Annotated in this window: 14 protein-coding genes; 7 read left to right on the top strand and 7 right to left on the bottom strand. The window is 74.9% G+C overall.

Going from position 1 to position 14,927, the window contains the following annotated elements:
- Positions 1–2: 2 nt before the first annotated feature.
- Genes P696_RS0136080 through P696_RS50390 form a run of 3 tightly spaced genes read right to left on the bottom strand, consistent with a single transcriptional unit; the run spans position 3 to position 3,096 of the window.
- Positions 3–2,018 (bottom strand): ABC transporter permease, encoded by a 2,016-nt coding sequence (locus tag P696_RS0136080; RefSeq protein WP_026416129.1) that lies wholly within the window; start codon positions 2,016–2,018, stop codon positions 3–5.
- Entirely contained in the window at positions 2,018–2,824 is an 807-nt protein-coding gene (locus P696_RS50395) for an ABC transporter ATP-binding protein (RefSeq protein ID WP_084338691.1), read from the bottom strand. The genes P696_RS0136080 and P696_RS50395 overlap by 1 nt, the downstream gene beginning before the upstream one ends.
- The gene (locus P696_RS50390) at positions 2,821–3,096 is read right to left on the bottom strand and encodes a hypothetical protein (RefSeq protein ID WP_026416128.1); all 276 of its coding nucleotides are present in this window, start codon (positions 3,094–3,096) and stop codon (positions 2,821–2,823) included. The genes P696_RS50395 and P696_RS50390 overlap by 4 nt, the downstream gene beginning before the upstream one ends.
- 120 nt (positions 3,097–3,216) lie before the next feature.
- On the opposite strand from P696_RS50390, the gene P696_RS50385 reads away from it, so the two are divergent.
- From P696_RS50385 to P696_RS0136050, 4 genes are all read left to right on the top strand, one after another.
- Complete coding sequence (locus P696_RS50385) at positions 3,217–4,476, top strand: sensor histidine kinase (protein ID WP_245627938.1); 1,260 nt, start codon at positions 3,217–3,219, stop codon at positions 4,474–4,476.
- Between the two features lie 44 nt (positions 4,477–4,520).
- Positions 4,521–5,171 (top strand): response regulator, encoded by a 651-nt coding sequence (locus P696_RS0136060; RefSeq protein WP_026416127.1) that lies wholly within the window; start codon positions 4,521–4,523, stop codon positions 5,169–5,171.
- Positions 5,171–5,524, top strand: a complete 354-nt coding sequence (locus P696_RS53325; RefSeq protein WP_051468561.1) for a hypothetical protein — start codon at positions 5,171–5,173, stop codon at positions 5,522–5,524. Before P696_RS0136060 ends, P696_RS53325 begins: the two co-directional genes overlap by 1 nt.
- Positions 5,525–5,657: 133 nt before the next feature.
- Positions 5,658–6,338, top strand: coding sequence for a DUF4328 domain-containing protein (locus P696_RS0136050; protein WP_026416126.1), 681 nt, complete (start codon positions 5,658–5,660; stop codon positions 6,336–6,338).
- 18 nt (positions 6,339–6,356) lie between these two features.
- Here the strand turns inward: P696_RS0136050 and P696_RS0136045 are convergent, their stop codons facing one another.
- The 3 genes from P696_RS0136045 to P696_RS0136035 all read right to left on the bottom strand — a co-directional run bounded on the left by P696_RS0136045 (position 6,357) and on the right by P696_RS0136035 (position 10,718).
- Positions 6,357–9,731: a DNA polymerase III subunit alpha gene (locus tag P696_RS0136045; protein ID WP_026416125.1), complete on the bottom strand. Its 3,375-nt coding sequence runs from the start codon at positions 9,729–9,731 to the stop codon at positions 6,357–6,359.
- 9 nt (positions 9,732–9,740) lie between these two features.
- The gene (locus P696_RS0136040; RefSeq protein ID WP_026416124.1) at positions 9,741–10,019 is read right to left on the bottom strand and encodes a DUF6504 family protein; all 279 of its coding nucleotides are present in this window, start codon (positions 10,017–10,019) and stop codon (positions 9,741–9,743) included.
- Between the two features lie 408 nt (positions 10,020–10,427).
- On the bottom strand, positions 10,428–10,718 hold the full coding sequence (locus P696_RS0136035) for a hypothetical protein (RefSeq protein WP_051468560.1): 291 nt from the start codon (positions 10,716–10,718) through the stop codon (positions 10,428–10,430).
- Between the two features lie 224 nt (positions 10,719–10,942).
- On the opposite strand from P696_RS0136035, the gene P696_RS53320 reads away from it, so the two are divergent.
- Entirely contained in the window at positions 10,943–11,704 is a 762-nt protein-coding gene (locus P696_RS53320) for a TetR family transcriptional regulator (RefSeq protein WP_051468559.1), read from the top strand.
- Between the two features lie 34 nt (positions 11,705–11,738).
- Positions 11,739–11,897, top strand: coding sequence for a hypothetical protein (locus P696_RS56565; protein ID WP_157430117.1), 159 nt, complete (start codon positions 11,739–11,741; stop codon positions 11,895–11,897).
- On the opposite strand, the gene P696_RS50370 is transcribed toward P696_RS56565, so the two are convergent.
- Positions 11,852–12,835 carry an alpha/beta hydrolase gene (locus P696_RS50370; protein ID WP_051468558.1) on the bottom strand — a complete coding sequence of 328 codons (984 nt, stop codon included), beginning with the start codon at positions 12,833–12,835 and terminating at the stop codon, positions 11,852–11,854. The genes P696_RS56565 and P696_RS50370 overlap by 46 nt on opposite strands.
- 60 nt (positions 12,836–12,895) lie before the next feature.
- Here P696_RS50370 and P696_RS57665 point away from each other — a divergent pair, with 60 nt between their 5' ends.
- On the top strand, positions 12,896–14,827 hold the full coding sequence (locus P696_RS57665) for a serine/threonine-protein kinase (protein ID WP_051468557.1): 1,932 nt from the start codon (positions 12,896–12,898) through the stop codon (positions 14,825–14,827).
- The last annotated feature ends 100 nt before the right edge of the window (positions 14,828–14,927 follow it).

Raw genomic sequence — 14,927 nt, 5'->3', positions numbered from 1 at the left:
CGTCAGTCCGGACGCGGGGCCGGGTCGGTCGTCACCGCGCGGAGCAGCGGACGGCTCAGGGCGCTCGCGGCGAGGACGCCGCCGAAGCCGAGGACGAGGAAGCCCGCCAGGGTGACGGCCCCGGAGGTCCCGAGGCCCATGGCGAAGGGCGCGGCGAAGAACAGGCCGGTCAGCACCGAGCCGCCGCCCATGACCAGGAGCGGGATCAGGGTCTCCTGGCGGCGGGCCTTGTCGAGGACCGCCAGCGGGGTGCCCGCCAGGCGCAGCATGGCGTAGGTCTGGCGGCGGTCCAGGACCGCGGACGCGCCGGTGATGCCCGCGCTGGTGATCGCGATGAGGAACGAGACGCCGAGGACGGTCAGCGCGCCGGTCCGCAGGTCGGCCAGGAGGTTGCCGGACGCGACGGCGGCGTCCGCCTCGGTGGTGGCGGTGTGGCCGGGGACGAGGCCGGTGAGGGCCGTCCGGGCGCGGTCGACGTTGTCCTGGCCGCCGTCCACGGTGGCCTGGAGGGTCGTGGAGTCCTTCTGGCGCGTGCCCTGCGGGCTGGCGTTCTGCCGCGGGGCGTCCTTCCGGTGGTCGATGGTGACCTTGGCCGGGAGGCCGCGCAGGCGGTCGCGGGCGGCGGACGCGAGTCTCTCGGCGGACGCGGCGGGCACGGAGATCTCCAGGCGGTCGGCCGACTCGTGCCGGAGCGCGCCCGCCGACGGGTTCAGCAGGGCGAGGAAGCCCGCGACGAAGCCGGTGAGGGCGATGCCCGCGACGGTGCGCCAGGCCGAGCGCGGGTCGTCCATGAGGCGGCGTCCGGCGAGCAGGCGGGCGGGGCCGCGGGCGGTCCCGGCGGCGATCCGCCCGATGAGCGCGACGATCCACGGGCCGACCAGGTTGATGCCGAGGAAGGCCAGGGCCAGGAAGACCAGCAGGATCACCAGGCCCGCCCGGCCGAGGGACGTCAGGGTCCCGGCCATCAGGCCGAAGACGACCACGATCGCGAGGAAGACCAGCGGCCGGACGGCGCGGAGCGCGGGCGGCGTCTCGCGGCGGGCGACGCCGAGCGGGCCGACCACGACGCGACGCAGCCCGACGACGGCGCTGATCCCGACCAGGACGGGCACGGCGAGCAGGACGAACGGCGTCCAGACGCCGGGCCACAGGTCGGAGGCGTACCACGTGCCGCCCGCGATGCGGATCCGGGTGAGGGCGGGCAGCGCGGCGCCGAACAGGGCCGTCCCGAGGACGGCTCCGGCGGCGGCGGTCAGCACGGCCTCGGCGGTGGTGACCGCGACGACCTGCCCGGGCGTCGCGCCGACCAGCCGGAGCGCGGCGAGCCGCTGGTCGCGGCGGGCGACGGTGAGCCGGGCGGCGGCCCCGCCGAACACCAGCAGCGGGACGACCATGAGCACCGACGCGATGGCGGCGAGCACCTGGTAGAGGAACGCGTTGGAGGAGTCCGACGCCGCCGCGTAACGGTCGATGCGGGTCGGCGACGCGACGTCGTCGACGGCCGACGTGTCCGCGCGGACGGCCGTCATCGACGGGTCGGACGCGGCGCGCCCGACGACGGCGACGAGTTCGCCGGGGTGGGCGACGGCGGCGCGGCCGAGCGTCCCGGTGGGCGCGTGGGCCGGGAAACGCCGGGAGAGCCGGTCGGCGGGCAGCGTCCGCATGAGGTCGGCTAGCGCCGGGGACGTCCAGACCTCACCGGGCTTCGGGAAGGCCCTCATCCCGGGCGGGACGGGCGCGTCCCCGGACAGCGCGGCCAGCTCGACCACGGTGACGGGCTTCCCACGCACGTAGTCGGTGGTCAGCGCCTCGATCGCGGTCGGCGTGCCGTGCGCCCGGGCCGGGTGCCGCCACGCGTCGGCCGCGGACCGGGCGGCGAAGGCGTGGTTCGCGCCGACCGCGAACAGCAGCAGGCCGGTCGAGACGGTGACGGCGGCGAGGGTGAGCAGGGAACCGAGCAGTCCCCGGCGTCCGCCGCCGCGCAGCAGCCGCCAGGAGAGGTCGAGCGTCGTGCGCATCACGCGGCTCCGCGGGACGAGAACGGAAACGGAGTCTGGGGTGCGGAGGACGGTTGGGGCGCCGATGGGGGCGGGGGTGCGGAGGACGGTTGGGGCGCCGATGGGGGCGGGGGCGCGGACGTGGGCTGGGACGGGGTGAGGAGGCGGCCGTCACGGACCTCGACGGTGCGGTCGCACCAGGCGGCGACGCCGGGGTCGTGGGTGACGACGACGAGGGACGCGCCGTTGTGCCGGGTGGCCTCCACGAGCAGGCGCATCGTGTCGTGGCCGGTGGCCTGGTCGAGGGCGCCGGTCGGCTCGTCCGCGAAGACCACGGCGGGCTCGGTCACCAGGGCCCGGGCGATGGCGACGCGCTGCGCCTGCCCTCCGGACAGCTCGCCGGGACGGCGGCCCTCCAGCCCGGCCAGGCCGAGCGGCCCGAACCAGGCGCGGGCCGCCCGCACGGCCTCGTGGCGTCCGGTGCCGCCGAGCATCAGCGGCAGCGCCACGTTCTCGTCCGCAGGCAGCTCGGAGAGCAGCTGCCCGAACTGGAACACGAATCCGAACCGGGTGCGGCGCAGGGCGCTGCGGCGGCGCTCGCCGAGGTCGTCGATCCGGTCGCCGAGCAGCCGCACCTCGCCCCGGTCCGGGCGCATGATCCCGGCCAGGCAGTGCAGCAGGGTGGACTTGCCGGACCCGGACGGGCCCATGATCGCGACGGCCTCGGCGCGGCCGACCGCGAGGTCGACGCCGCCGAGCGCGACGGTCGGGCCGAACGCCTTGGCCAGTCCGGTCCCGCTCAGGACGGGTGGGGCGGGGACGTTCACGCGGCGGCCTTCCGGTCGGTGCGGTCGATGATCTCGGGACGGTCGATGGCCTCGGGGCGGTCGATGGGCTCGGGGCGGCCGGTGGGCTCGGGGTGGTCGGCGCGGAGGCCGATCGGGTCCGTCCGGCCGTCCGGGCCGCGCGGGCGGCGGTGGCGGGGGGAGAGCGAGTCGCGCATCTCCTTGGCGGGCATGACCAGCCCGCCGTAGATGACGAACGTGACGAACGCGACAGCGACGGGGATGTAGACGAGGGAGAGGCCGTTGAAGTCCATGCCCCCATGGTTCGCGAGCGCCCTGGTCCGGCACATCGGACGCAGGATCGGTCCTCGGAGGCCGGGCATCAGCCGAATGGTCGATCCGGGCATAGCCCCCAAGCCGTAGCCTCGGTTTCCATGAACGCGACGGGGGGCGTGCCGGGGACGCCGTACGGGACTCCGAACAAGGGGCCCGAACCGGAGCCCCGGCAGCCGGACCGGCTGGCCCGGGTGCAGTCGGTGGGCGGCTGCCTGTTCCGGCTGATGGCCTGGGGCTGCGCCGCGCTCTACCTGCTGCTCTGCCTGGCGGGGACCTACCACCGCCGGAGCCCGTGGGACCTGGCCGGGATCCTCGTCGCGGCGCTCGTCGCCTACGCCTGCCTGACCCGGCGCGGCCTGGAGCGGTGGGCGGCGGCGAGCGCGTTCGCGTCCCTCCTGCTGACCTGGGCGGTCGCGGCGCTCGACCCGAGCATCCAGGACCAGGCGGGGGTCGTCGAGGTGACCGGGCTGCTGGTGCTGGTCTCCCGGATGGCCTGGACGGCCCCGCAGAACCGGCTGGTCGCGATGACGGCGCTGGTCGGCGTCCCGGTCGTGGTGCTCCCGCTGCGCGGCTCGTCGATGCTGCTGCTCGGCCTCGCCGGGCCGATGGCGGTGCTGGTCGCGGTCGCGATCGGCGCGGGCCTGTACCTGCGGGCGCTGGACGCGCGCCGCCGCCGGTCGCTGTCGGACGCGCGCCGGGACGAGCGCCTGGAACTGGCCCGCGACCTGCACGACTTCGTCGCCCACCACGTGACCGGGATCGTCGTCCAGGCGCAGGCGGCGCGGTTCGCCGCGTCCTCGGGGGCGGCGGCGCAGTCCCCCGAGCAGCTGGACAGGATGTTCGGGCAGATCGAGAAGGCGGGCACCGAGGCGCTGACGTCGATGCGGCGCATGGTCGGCCTGCTCCGGGACGCGCAGGACGCCACCCGTCCGGGCGGCGCGTCCGAGGGCGGGGCGACGCGTCCGGTGGGGGATCTGACGCAGATCGCCGACCTGGTGGACGGCTTCGGCGACACCCCGCCCGCGACCCTCGCCCTGGCCGACGACCTGGGCGAACTGCCGCCCGAGGTGGTCACCTCGGTGCACCGGGTCGTCCAGGAGGCGCTGACCAACGCCCGCAAGCACGCCGCGGACGCGTCGGTCGTGCGGGTGTCGGTGGCGCGGCTCGGGGACGGCTCGGTCGAGGTGGCCGTCCGGGACGACGGGCAGGGGCGCGGGCGGCGGCTGCCGTCCGGCGGGTTCGGGCTCGCCGGGCTGGCCGAGCGCGTGGACGCCGTGGACGGCCGCCTCACCGCCGGGCCCCGGCCCGAGGGCGGCTGGGAGGTCGTCGCCGTGATCCCCGTCCCGGACGGGGCGTAGCGTCGTGGTGATCCCGGTTTCGGAGAACTGAGAGAATCCCACCCGTGACGATCCGCGTACTGATCGCCGACGACCAGGAGATGGTCCGCACCGGCTTCCGGATGATCATCGACTCGCAGGGCGACATGGAGGTGGTCGGGGAGGCCGCCGACGGCGCGGCGGCCGTGGAGCTGGCCCGCCGGCTCCGTCCCGACGTGTGCCTGTTCGACATCCGGATGCCGCACATGGACGGCCTGGAGGCGACCCGCCTGCTCGCCGGCCCGAACGTGCCGGACCCGCTGCGCGTCGTGATCGTCACCACCTTCGACATGGACGAGTACGTCTACCGGGCGCTGCGCGGCGGCGCGGCCGGGTTCCTGCTCAAGGACAGCGGCCCGGCGCTGCTGGTGGAGGCGGTGCGGGCGGCGGCGAACGGCGAGGCGCTGGTGTCGCCGTCGGTGACCGTCCGGCTGCTGGCGAACCTGTCCGCGCCCAGGCCGGAGCCGCCCCGGCTGCCCGAGCCGCTCACCGGGCGGGAGCTGGACGTGGTCCGGCTGGTCGCGCGCGGGCGCACCAACGAGGAGATCGCCGCCGAGCTGTTCGTCTCGCTGTCCACGGTGAAGACGCACCTGGGCAGCGTCCAGCGCAAGCTCGGCACCCGTAACCGCACCGGGATCGCCGCCTGGGCCTGGGAGTCCGGCCTGATGCGCGGCTGATGGCGGCCGGGACCATCGGCGGAGCCTCCTGGCCGCTGTTCACCGTGTGGATCGTCGCCGCCGTCGGCTGGGGCGCGCTGCTCGCCATGCTCCGCAGGTCGGGGGCGGACGGGTCGGCGGCCTTCCTGCACGTGATCACCCCGCCGACGCTGGTGCTCGGCTTCGCCTTCGTCGGCTACGGCTCGCTGCACGCGACGGTCTTCATGGCCGTCCAGTGGTGGACGCTGATCGCCGCCACCGGCGGACGCCCCGAACGGCTCCTGCGCGGCGGGCCGTCCGCCGTCTGGACGGCCGTCCTCTGGCTCGTGCTGACCTTCGCCGCCGCCTACGCCGTCACCCGCGCCCTCCTCTGACGGCGTCCGCTGCGGGCGCCCTCTGAGGACGTCCGTAATTGTCACCTGCGGCGTTCCGGCCCGGCGCGCGGTATGAGGCAAAGGTACGTAGTATCCGAGGCAATGGACGAGTAAGTCCTCGGAGGTGTCCCCCATGCCGTGTGCGCTGTGCGGCGACATCGTCCCGGCGGACGTCGCGCGCTGTCCGGCCTGCGGAGCGTGGGCCAGGCGCAGGGACTTCCGCGCCGTCGGGGTCGCGGTGTTCATGCTGCTGGGCTTCCACGCGTTCCTCGCCCTGGGCGCCGGGATCAGCCTGCTCCGGATGGAGCATCCGCTGCGGACGGCCACCCAGGACGGCTACGACCCGGCCTCGACCCGGCACTCCCTCGTCCCGTTCGCCGACCTGTTCGTCATCTGCGCGGTGCTCGCCGGGGTCACCGGGGTGATGTTCGTCTCCTGGCTGTGGCGGGCCTACACCCAGTCCCCCGGCCCGCACCGGCACCGCCGGGGCTGGGTGGTGCTCGGCTGGATCGTTCCGGTCGCCAACCTGTGGGTGCCGCCGCGCCTGCTGTACGACGTGTGGGTCACGACCGGCCGCTACCGGATGTCGCAGCGGCACGTCGCCGGGGGCCTGATCACCGCGTGGTGGCTGAGCGTCCTGCTCACGCTGCTGCTGTCCCGCTCCTTCGCGCGGGGCGGGGCCGACTCCCTCGCCGACGCCCGCCTGACCGTCCACGTGGGCGTGGCCGCGGCGGCCCTCCAGTCCCTCGCCGCGACCCTCGCGATGACCGTCGTCTACCAGGTCACCCGCCTCCAGATCTCCCGCCCCGACTAGTGCCGGTCAGGGGCCGGTTCAGGGATCCGTTGGGCCGGAGCTGCCCTGGCTGGCGTGCCAGAGCCGGGCGGGCGGCCCGCGCCGGACCTGCGGGCCCGCGTGGCCGACGTCGGCGTACGGGCTGACGGCGAAGCCGGAGCTGTAGGTCGTCCGGCGGCCGATGGGCCGTCCGCCGGAGGACGGCCCGGACGCGGCCATGATCCGCCGGACGGCCCCGATGCCGCCCTCGCGCCACGCCTCATCCAGGACGCCGAGGTCCCAGCACTCGGACGCGGTCAGGGACGCGGCCCGGAAGCCCGGCTTGTGGACGCGCCCGCGCGCGAGCAGCAGCCACGACCCGAACACCGTCGCGGCGCAGCGGTCCTGGACGGACTCGAAGAAGGTCAGGTCGACCGGGCCGGTCGCGTCGTCCAGGGTCGCGAAGATCACCCGCTGCCCGGACCGGACGGCCGGGGTCTGCGTCGCCACCTTCACCCCCGCGACCAGCACCTCCTCGCCCTTCCCGCGGTCGGGCAGGTCGCGGGCCGGGACGACGCCGAGCGCGCGCAGCAGGTCGCCGTAGAAGCTGATCACGTGGCGGCTGACGTCCATGCCGAGGATGTCGAGCTCGGCCTCCACGATCTCCGACGGCGCCATCGGCGGCAGCTCGCCCAGCGGGACGTCCTCCAGCATCCCCGGCTCGGGCGTCGCGAGGTCGTCCCCGAGCGGCAACTGCCCGGCGACGAGCCCGGCGGACGGCCGCACCGACGAGGCCCGGTCGAGCGCCCCGACGCGGCACAGCAGGTCGCGGCGTCCGACCGGGGTGTCGCGGTACAGCGCGTCGAACGCGCCCGCGAGGACGAGCCGCTCCACGGTCGGGCGGGACGCGTGCGCCCGCCGCCAGAAGTCGCCGAGCGACGCGTACGGGCGGCGTCCGGCGATCCGCTCGACCTCGACCTCGCTGATCCCCCGGACCTCGGCGAGCGCCACCCGGATCCCGCCGTCCTCGACCCGCCAGAGCGCCTGCGAGTGGTTCACGTCCAGCGGCAGGATCGGCACGCCGAAGTGCCGCGCGTCGTCCAGGATGACCCGTTTCGGGTACATGCCGGGGTCGTGGCTGAGGACCCCGGCGAAGAACGCGGCCGTGTGGTGCCGCTTCAGCCACGCCGACTGGTAGGTGGGCAGCGCGAACGACGCGGCGTGCGCCTTGCAGAACCCGAACGCGCCGAACGCCGCGAGCGTCCGCCAGACGCGCTCGACGGTCGGGCCGTCGTACCCGCGCGCGTGCGCGCGTTCCCGGAACCACGTCCCGACCGCCTGCAGCCCCTCGTCGCTGGACATCCGGCGGCGCATGCCCTCGGCGTCGGAGAGCCCGCACCCGGTCATGACGTCCAGGACGCGCAGCACCTGCTCGTGCCAGACGACGATGCCCTGGCTCTCCCGCAGCACCGGCTCCAGGTCGGGGTGCGGGAAGACCGCCGGGCGGCGTCCGTGCCGGGCGTCCAGGAACGGGTTGACCATGTCCGAGCCGACCGGACCCGGCCGGAACAGGGAGATGTCGACGACCAGGTCGTCGACCGTGCGCGGCAGCAGCTTGGCGACCAGCTCGCGCTGGCCGGGCGACTCGATCTGGAAGCAGCCGAGCGTCCGCGCGGACCGGATCATCTCGAAGGTCGGCTCGTCCGCGCGCGGGACGGCCGCAAGGTCGAGGCGCTCGCCGGTCGTCCGCTCGATCTCGGCGACCGTGTGCGCCATCGAGGACTGCATCCGGACGCCGATGACGTCCAGCTTCAGCAGGCCCATCGTCTCGACGTCGTCCTTGTCGAACTGGCTCATCGGGAACCCGGCCGTGCTCTGCTCGACGGGCGTCCGGTCGCGCAGCGTCGGGTTGGACAGGATCACGCCGCACGGGTGCAGCGCGATGTGCCGGGGCAGGCCGTCCAGCCGCTCGGCGATCCTGAAGATCACGTTGAGCTGCGCGTTGTTCAGGTTCGACCGGCGCAGCTCGGGCAGGTCGGTGAGCGCCGCCCGGATCTGCCGCGCCCGGATGTGCGGGAACGCCTTGGCGATCGCGTCGATCTCCTGCGGCGGCAGGCCCATCGCGCCGCCGACGTCCCGGATCGCGCTGCGCGCCCGGTAGGTCTCCATCATCGACACGCACGCCGTCGCGTCCGTCCCGAACCGGTGGAACAGCGCCTCGTACGCCTCCAGCCTCCGCGCGGACTCCACGTCCAGGTCGATGTCGGGCAGGCCGGGACGGCTGTCGGCGAGGAACCGCTCCATCACCAGGTCGTGGCGGAGCGGGTCCAGGTCGCCGATGCCGAGCAGGAAGTTCACCAGGCTGCCCGCGCCGGACCCGCGGATCGCGCACCGTATGCCCAGGTCGCGGATGAGCGCGGCGGCGTCCGCGACGGTCAGGAAGTAGGACGCGAAGCCCTTGCGCCCGATGATGTCGAGCTCGTGCGCGAGACGCGCCTCGTAGCCCTCGCGGCGCTCCAGGCCGCGCCCGCGGAGCCCCTGGAGGCATCGCGCGAGGAGTTGGCCGTGCGGCTCGGGCCCGGTGTCGGGCAGGTGCGCCCGGCCCATGCCGAGGTCGCGCCCCGGATCGAGGACGCACCGCTCGGCGAGCCGTTTCGTGGCCGCGACCAGGTCGTCCGCCTCGTCCAGGCCGCAGGCGAGCGCGGCCGACCGGCGCATCTCCTCCTCCGACTTCAGGTAGGCGTGGCCGGTCTGGTCGTCCAGGTGACGGCGGTGCAGCGGGACGAGTTTGCGCGCCACGTCCAGCACCTGCGCGACGGGATGGTCCGCGCCCTCCAGGTAGCGGACGCCGTTGCCGAGGACGGCCGGGACCCCCGCCTCGCGCGCGAGCGCGAGCATCCGCGCCGCGCGAGGGCCGTCCCCTCGGCCATGGTGGTTGACGATCTCGACCGCGACCTCGGCGCCTGTCGCGCGCCAGGCGTCGAGCAGCGCCACCGCCCGTCCACGCTCACGCTCCGTCACGGCCCGTCCGAAATCGGAGGACGGGCCGAGCAGCACGACCAACCCGGCCGAGTGCTCGGCGACCATGGCGCGTGTGATCCGCGCCTGGCCGCGCTCGCCCGCCGCGTGCGCGGCCGTGACCAGCCGGCACAGCGACGTCCAGCCCGCCTTCCCCTCGGCCAGCACGACGACGCGTTCCAGGCCGGGGCCGCCGGGGCGTGCCTGATCGGCGGGGAGCAGGGCGAGGTCGGCGCCGAGGACGGGGGCGATCCCGGCCTCGGCGCAGGCCCGGACGTGCCGGACCGCGCCGTACAGGCCGTCCCGGTCGGTCAGGGCGAGGGTGCGCATGCCGAACTCGGCGGCCCGGTCGGCGAGCGCCTTCGGAGAGGCCGCGCCGAACCGCATCGAGTAGGCGGACGCGACGTGGAGATGCATGGCGGCCCGTCAGTCCCACAGCCGCGAGAGCGTCCAGGCGTCCGTGGTGGAGTCGTGCCGCAGCTCGTACACCCCGGGCTCGCCGCCGTTCGCGGCGGCCTCGACCCGCCAGTACTCCCGCTCCCCCGGCTCGTCGGCGTCCGGCTCCCGCTCCCGCCACCAGTCGCGGGTGGTCACCCAGTGCTCCAGGACGCGGCGCACCGCGTACCGCCGCCCCCGCCAGGCGAATCCGGCCGGCCGCCCGCCGGTCACCCGGACCTCGACCGGATCGCCGAACACGCGTGTCATCCGCCTCCCCCTCACGCTCACCGCACGGGGGAAGGCATGCGGCCACTATCTCGAACATACGTTCGTATCCGAGTCTAGGGAAGAGCCACCGGCCCAGCAAGGCGGGGTCGTCCCACAGACCGGGACGACGATCGAAACCCCAGGTCAGAGCACGCAAAGAACCCCGACAAGGCGAACCACGGACGCCCACCGGACGAGGCGGAGCAGGTCAGCGCAGGCCCAGGCGGAACGAGGCGGGGCGAGGCAGCGCGGGACGAGGCAGGGCTGGCCGGGGGTGGGCAGGTCAGCGCAGGGCCGGGCGGAACGAGGCGGGCGAGGCAGCGCGGGACGAGGCGAGGCTGGCCGGGAAGTGGGGCAAGGCAGCGCGGGGCGGGCCGGGCCGGGCCGGGTCGGCGGGGTGGGGGTGGGTCAGGTCAGGAGGCGGGCGAGCTGGTCGGCGACGCCGGAGACCCGGGACACGTCGGCCATGCCGCCGCCGGACCAGAGGTAGGACCAGCCGGTGCCGACCGGGGTCGCGACGACCATGATCTGGCGGCGGCTGACGGGGCCGACCACGCCGAGCACCATCTCGTCCGGCCCGGCGAGCCGCCAGCGCAGGCCCCGGGCCTCGACCTCGTAGGCCAGGGCGGCCAGGTGGTGCCGGCGCACCTCGGCGATTTCCCGCTCCCCGACAACAGACACCGCGATCAGCCGCCTCATCCCTGGATGGATCCGCCGTCCACAGGATGGCCCGCGGCAAAGAATCACCGCAGGGAAATCCCGAGGACCGGGTATACCTCTTCGCTTCCCCCGCGCACACCCGCGTCCTTCGGAACGGAGAGTGACGGCATGCTTACGTCGCCGCACCGCGCGGCGCCGCGTTACCGCCGAAACGGACGAGACGCCCGCCGCCGTGGTAGACCGGCTGGTGGAGCATCCGGCCCGTGCTCCGCACCCCGCCGTCCAAGGAGCCCGTCGTGTCGTCGTCCGCCCCAGAAGCACCGAACGCGCCGAACGTCCCGGATCGTCCGGGTCTCGGTTCGCCGGGCTCCGCACCGTCCGAGGGCGCGTCCCCGGCCGACGCGCCGTCCGGAGGCGGCGGGCTGCGCGAGCGCAAGAAGCGGCTGACCCGGACGGCGCTCATCGACGCCGCGCTCGAGCTGTTCCTCGCCCAGGGCTACGACGCGACGACGGTGGACGAGATCGTCGCGGCCGTGCACGTGTCCCAGCGGACGTTCTTCCGGTACTTCGCGACGAAGGAGGACGTGGTCACCGACTTCCTCGGCGAGCACGACCAGTGGTTCGCCGAGCGGCTGGCGGAGCGTCCGGCGGACGAGCGTCCGTTCACCGCGCTCCTCGGGACGCTGCGCCTGGTGCTGAAGAAGATCGCCGAAGGCGATCCCGAGGAGACCGAGCGGTTCCGCCGCGTCCGCCGGGTACTGGAGGCCGAGCCCGCGCTGAACGCCGCGCAGATGGCCCGCTACAAGCGCACCGAGACCCGGCTCGCGAGGATCATCGCCGACCGGGAGGGCGTCGACCCGGACGTCGACCCCCGTCCCGAGATGGTCGTCGCGTTCTACACCGGCGCGTCCCGCGTCGCGTTCGAGCGCTGCGCCCACGCCGACATCTGGGAGCCGAAGGAGATCGCCGTCCGCGTCGGCGCGGTCGTCGACCTCGCCGGCGCGACCCTCCGCGACTGGATCTGACCCGACCCGCCCCTGGTCGGACGGACAGGGCCGCGTGGTCGCCCACGCCGGGACGGGCAGCGCGCCGTTCGCGGGAAGCGCCGTCCTGGAGATCCTCTACCGCGTCGCGCACGAGCCGCCCGCCCTGGACGGCCTGGACGCCGGAGATCAAGGGCTGACGTCGCCGTCCGTGACGGCTTCGCCGGGCAGGTAACCGCGCATCCAGCGGCCCAGCTCGCCGAACACCTGGTCGCGGACGGGCTTGGCCGACAGGACCAGGTCGTGCAGGCCGCCCTCGATCCGGACGAGCGTGACGACCGGCCCGAGCCGGGGCGCGTAGCGGGCCATGTGCTGGACGTCCAGGACGGCGTCCGCGCTGGTCAGGTCGGGGGCTCCGGGCTTCGGCCGGACGCTGCGCACCGACGCCATGACCAGCACCGGCACGTCGATCGCGAGGCCCTTGTGCAACCGGAGCTGGCCGCGGCGGATCGCGTCCAGCCAGGCCGCCCGCACCGGGAAGCCGAGCAGCGGCTTCCAGCCGAGGTCGAAGTCCCACTCGCCGTCGTGGTCGCGGTGCAGGCTGCGCGGGTACAGGTCGGACACCCCGGCGGGCAGCTTCGCGGTCGGGAACCGTCCGCCGAGCATCCGGGCCAGGCCCGCGCCCGCCTTCCGCAGCGGCCACGGCTCGGCGATGTCGAACCACGGGCTGTTCAGGAACAGGCCGTCGACCAGGCCCTGCCCGCGCACCCGGTCGGCCCACAGCGCGGCGATCAGCCCGCCGGTGGAGTGCCCGTTCAGCAGCAGCGTGTCGTGACCGTCCACCTCCCGGACGATCCGGACCGCCTCGTCGATCTCCGGGAAGTACTCGCTGAGGCTGCGGACGAAGTTCGGGGTCTGGTGCGGACGCAGCGACCTCCCGTACTTGCGCAGGTCGAGCGCGTAGAAGTCGTAGCCGAGCGCCACGTAGAAGTCGGCGAGGTGGCGCTGGAAGAAGTAGTCCACGAACCCGTGCAGGTAGAGGACGGCCCGCCGGGACGGCTCCTCGCCGCGCCGCCGCACCAGCGTCGCGACGACCTCGCCTTCGGCGTCCTCGCCGAGCGGCAGCTCGATGGCCTCGTACCCGGGTCCCAGCACGTCCGCGGTCGCGTTCATGGGACCAAGGGTACGACCGGGCGATCACCGGCTCCCAGGTGATCCACTAATGTCCCGAACATGCCCACCGCACCCCGTCCCGGCGACCCCCCACGCCCTGACGCCCCACCCCCCACCACCCCGGGCACCGGCGCGGCGGGCCCCAACGGGCTGGGCACCGGCACGCCGAGATCTGGCACGCCGGGCACCAGCGCGGCGGGCACCGGCGCGGCGGGCACCGGCGCGGCGGGCACCGGCGCGGCGGGCACCGGCGCGGCGGGCGTCAGTGGGCTGGGCGACGGCTTGCCGGGGCCCGGGGAGCCGCTGCGTTCGGGGGATCCGGAGCGGCTCGGCGCGTACCGGCTGACCGCGCGGCTGGGACAGGGCGGGATGGGGACCGTCCTGCTGGGCGAGGACGCGTCCGGCGGCCGGGTCGCGGTCAAGGTCGTCAACCCCTCGCTGGCCGGGGACGAGGCGTTCCGGACGCGGTTCCGGCGCGAGGTGACCGCCGCCCGCCGGGTCAGCCGGTTCTGCACCGCGCCCGTCCTGGACGCCGAGCTCGAGCGCGACCCGCTCTACGTCGTCACCGAGTTCGTGGACGGCCCGACGCTCGCCGAGGCCGTCCGGGACGGCGGGCCGCTGCGGGGCGGCGACCTGGAGGGCCTCGCGGTCGGCGTCGCCACCGCGCTCTCGGCGATCCACGCGGCCGGGATCGTCCACCGCGACCTGAAGCCGTCCAACGTGCTCCTCTCCGCGACCGGCCCGCGCGTGATCGACTTCGGCATCGCGCGCGCCCTGGAGTCCTCGGACGGCCCGACCGCGACCGGCCAGTTCCTCGGCACCCCCGCCTACATCGCGCCCGAGCTGATGCGCGACGGCCCACTCACCCCGGCCGCCGACGTCTTCGCCTGGGGCTGCGTCGTCGCGTTCGCCGCGACGGGACGTCCGCCGTTCGCGGGCCGCAACGTCCACGAGACCCTGTACCGCGTCGCGCACGAGCCCCCGCTCCTGGACGGCCTGGACGACACCCTGCGCCCCCTCGTCGAGGCCGCCCTGGACAAGGACCCGACCCGCCGCCCACCCGTCCCCGACCTCCTCGCCACCCTGATCACCACCCCGCCCACCCCGCCCGTCCCGTCCACCCCGCCCGTCCCGTCCACCTCGGCCGCTCCGACCACCCTGGAGGCTCACTCCACCGCGGAAGCTCCGGCCACCCCGGAAGTTCCGTCCGCCCCTGAGGCCCCCTCCGGGCCGGACGCGACGCGAGTGCTGGGGTCGGCGCCGTCCGAGTCGGAGGCCGGGAAGAGGGGGCGTCCGGTCGTCTCGAAGTGGATCACCGCGGTCGCTCTCGCGGGGGTGTTGGTACTCCTGCTGGGTGGCGCGGTCGGCTGGCGGCTCCTGAGCGGCGAGTCGGACCCGAGTGTGCCGCGGCTCGGCGCGGCCCTCGTCCCGGCCGGGTCGCTGACCGACAAGGACTCGGGCTGGGACGAGGACGACTGCGGCACGTACGGCAGCCACGGCTTCGAGATCCAGGGCGACAGGGACGACCCCGGATACTGCGTCGCCCCGAACGAGACCTTCGCGTCCCACTTCGTGGCCGCGGCGCGGGTGCGGCTGGGCCATGCCTCCAAGAGCGGGCTCTGGCAGGCGGGCCTCCTGCTCCTCGGCACGGACGATCAGGACTACGCCGTCCTGCTGCGCTCGGACGGCTCCGCCCGGCTGGTCAAGGAGACCAGCGACGGCGAGACGCACGTCCTCGACAGCGTCCCGGCCGGGAGCTACGAGCCGGGTTCCAGGGCCGTCCGCGTCCAGGTCGAGGTGCGGGTCGCGGCGGGACGGACGAGCCTCCGCGCCTGGCTGGACGGCGACTACGCCCTCGACGCCGACGACGAGGACCACCCGTTCACCAATGGCCGGACCAGCCTGGTCGCCGATCCGCTGAACACCGCGACCGGCAAGGACGACTACGTCGAGGCCTGGTTCTCCGCCTTCACCCTGAACCGTGCCCGCTGACCCCCACGGCCCGCCGCCCTCAGCCCGACCCCGAACCGCCCCGCCGAACACGCCCCCGCACCAACCAGGCACGCCCGCAGCGGCAAGCTGAGCACGCTCG

Origin of the sequence: Actinomadura oligospora ATCC 43269, assembly GCF_000518265.1 — a bacterium.
GTDB lineage: Bacteria > Actinomycetota > Actinomycetes > Streptosporangiales > Streptosporangiaceae > Spirillospora > Spirillospora oligospora.
The sequence above is the reverse complement of the archived record's forward strand: the minus strand, read 5'-3'. Positions and strand labels throughout refer to the sequence as shown.